The organism is Streptomyces sp. NPDC060209, from assembly GCF_042728155.1.
GTDB lineage: Bacteria > Actinomycetota > Actinomycetes > Streptomycetales > Streptomycetaceae > Streptomyces.
Genome location: NZ_JBHWZS010000531.1, coordinates 1 through 2790, shown reverse-complemented (window position 1 = coordinate 2790; position 2790 = coordinate 1). Strand labels below are relative to the sequence as shown.

Annotated in this window: 2 protein-coding genes; both read left to right on the top strand. The window is 73.0% G+C overall.

Annotated elements, in window-relative coordinates; all coding sequences use genetic code 11:
- Positions 1-281: 281 nt before the first annotated feature.
- Complete coding sequence (locus ACFWFI_RS42260; RefSeq protein WP_387401204.1) at positions 282-1676, top strand: aldehyde dehydrogenase family protein; 1395 nt, start codon at positions 282-284, stop codon at positions 1674-1676.
- 32 nt (positions 1677-1708) lie between these two features.
- Positions 1709-2788, top strand: a complete 1080-nt coding sequence (locus tag ACFWFI_RS42255) for a Zn-dependent alcohol dehydrogenase (RefSeq protein ID WP_387401202.1) — start codon at positions 1709-1711, stop codon at positions 2786-2788.
- The last annotated feature ends 2 nt before the right edge of the window (positions 2789-2790 follow it).

Genomic DNA, 2790 nt, shown 5'->3' with positions numbered 1-2790 from the left:
GCCCCCGTGCCTCGCGCCGAACGCCCGCGCGCCGAGCGGGACTCGGCCTGACGCAGGGCCCCGTCGCCGGTGCTTCGCCGGCCGCTCCGGGAGCCGGCCCGCCCTGCCCGGGTCATCCTCCGGCCGGGCGTGCGAGGGTTGCCGTCGGCCGTGCGTGACCTGTGTCTCCAGCGGTTCCCTGGCGCCGAAAAACTAACAGCGCTAGTTTGGGCCCGGGACGGCATCCGTCCGTACGACGCACGGCTTCGGCGGCAGGCACAGCGAGCCCGGGAGGGACAGCCATGAAGGCGCATGACGGGATGTACATCGGCGGGGAGTGGCGGCCCGCCTCGGGCCGGGACACGATCGCGGTCGTGAACCCGGCGGACGAGCAGATCATCGGCCATGTCCCGGCGGGCACCGCCGAGGACGTCGACGCCGCGGTACGCGCCGCACGCGCCGCGTTCCCCGGCTGGGCGGCCACCCCGCCGGCCGAGCGCGCCGCGAGGATCGCCGCGCTGCGCGATGTGCTCGCCGCCCGCACGGACGAGATCGCCGAGACGGTCACCGCCGAGCTCGGCTCGCCGCTTCCGCTGTCCCGGGCGGTGCACGCCGGCGTCCCGGTGCTGGTCGCCGGCTCGTACGCCGAACTGGCCGCCTCGTACCCCTTCGAGGAGAAGCTCGGCAACTCCACCGTCCTGCAGGAGCCCGTCGGCGTCGTCGGCGCGATCACGCCCTGGAACTACCCGCTCCACCAGATCGTCGCCAAGGTGGCCCCGGCGCTGGCCGCGGGCTGCACCGTCGTCCTGAAGCCCGCAGAGGACACCCCGCTCACCGCGCAGCTCTTCGCCGAGGCCACCCAGGAGGCGGGCCTGCCGGCCGGCGTCTTCAACCTCGTCACCGGTATCGGGGCGGTCACCGGGCAGGCACTCGCCGAGCACGAGGACGTCGACCTGGTCTCGTTCACCGGGTCCACGGCCGTCGGCAAGCAGATCGGGGCCACCGCGGGAGCGGCCGTCAAGCGCGTCGCGCTGGAGCTCGGCGGCAAGTCCGCCAACGTGATCCTGCCCGGCGCCGACCTCGCCAAGGCCGTCAACGTCGGCGTGGCCAACGTGATGTCCAACTCCGGCCAGACCTGCAGCGCCTGGACCCGGATGCTGGTCGACGCCGAGCGGTACGAGGAGGCCGTTGCGCTCGCGGCCGCGGCCGTCGCCAAGTACGTGCCGGGGGAGCGGGTCGGCCCCGTGGTCAACGCCAAGCAGCAGGCCCGGGTGCGGGGCTACATCGAGAAGGGCATCGAGGAGGGGGCCCGCCTGGTCGCGGGAGGCCCTGAGGCACCGAAGGACCAGGGCTACTACGTCAGTCCCACCGTCTTCGCCGACGTCACCCCGGACATGACCATCGCGCAGGAGGAGATCTTCGGCCCGGTGCTCTCGATCCTGCGGTACGAGGACGTGGACGACGCCCTGCGGATCGCCAACGACACCGTGTACGGGCTGGCCGGCGCCGTCTGGGGTGCGGACGACGAGGAGGCCGTGGCCTTTGCCCGGCGCATGGACACCGGACAGGTCGACATCAACGGCGGCCGCTTCAACCCCCTGGCGCCCTTCGGCGGTTACAAGCAGTCGGGGGTGGGCCGCGAGCTCGGCCCGCACGGCCTCTCCGAGTACCTCCAGACCAAGTCCCTCCAGTTCTGATCCCGCCCGACGACCCACCGAGGAGTCTGTTCGTGGTCCGCGCCGCTGTACTGCCCGCCGTCGGAGCTCCCCTGGAGATCACCGACATCGAACTCCCGGAACCCGGCCCCGGCCAGGTGAGCCTCAGTCTCGCCGCCGCCGGTGTCTGCCACTCCGACCTGTCCCTGTCCAACGGCACCATGCGGGTGCCCGTCCCCGCCGTCCTCGGCCACGAGGGCGCCGGCACGGTGCTCGCCGTCGGCGAGGGCGTCACCCACGTCGCCGCGGGTGATCCGGTCGTCCTCAACTGGGCGCCGTCCTGCGGCGCGTGCTTCCACTGCGGGATCGGCGAGGTCTGGCTGTGCGCCGACGCGCTCAAGGGCGCGGCGAACATCCACGCCCGTACGGCCGACGGCACCGAGCTCCACCCGGGTCTCAACGTCGCCGCCTTCGCCCAGGAGACCGTCGTCGCCGCGAACTGCGTGCTGCCCGCCCCGGCCGGCATCCCGCTCGACGACGCCGCCCTGCTCGGCTGCGCGGTCCTGACGGGATACGGAGCGGTCCACCACTCCGCCCGGGTGCGTGAGGGCGAGAGCGTCGTCGTCCTCGGTATCGGCGGGGTCGGCCTCGCCGTCCTGCAGGCCGCCCGGATCGCCGGAGCATCGAAGATCATCGCTGTGGACGTGTCACCGGAGAAGGAGGAGCTGGCCCGCCGGGCCGGCGCCACCGACTACGTCGTCGCGTCCGACACCACGCCGCGCGCCGTCCGCAAGCTCACCGGAGGGCAGGGCGCGGACGTCGCCGTGGAGTGCGTGGGCAGGCCCGCCACGATCCGCGGCGCCTGGGAGTCGACCCGCCGCGGCGGCCGCACCACGGTCGTCGGTATCGGCGGCAAGGACCAGCAGGTGACCTTCAACGCCCTGGAGATCTTCCACTGGGGCCGCTCCCTCACCGGCTGCGTCTACGGGAACAGCGATCCGGCACGCGACCTGCCGGTGCTCGCCGACCACATCCGCGCCGGACGGTTCGACCTCTCGATGATGGTCACGGAGCGGATCTCGCTGGACGGCATCCCGGCGGCCTTCGAGAACATGATCGCGGGCAAGGGCGGACGCGCACTGGTCGTGTTCTGACC

Bases quoted from the DNA above. Each gene is read 5' to 3' on its own strand.
- ACFWFI_RS42260 (WP_387401204.1), top strand. From the start codon at position 282: ATGAAGGCGCATGACGGGATGTACATCGGCGGGGAGTGGCGGCCCGCC.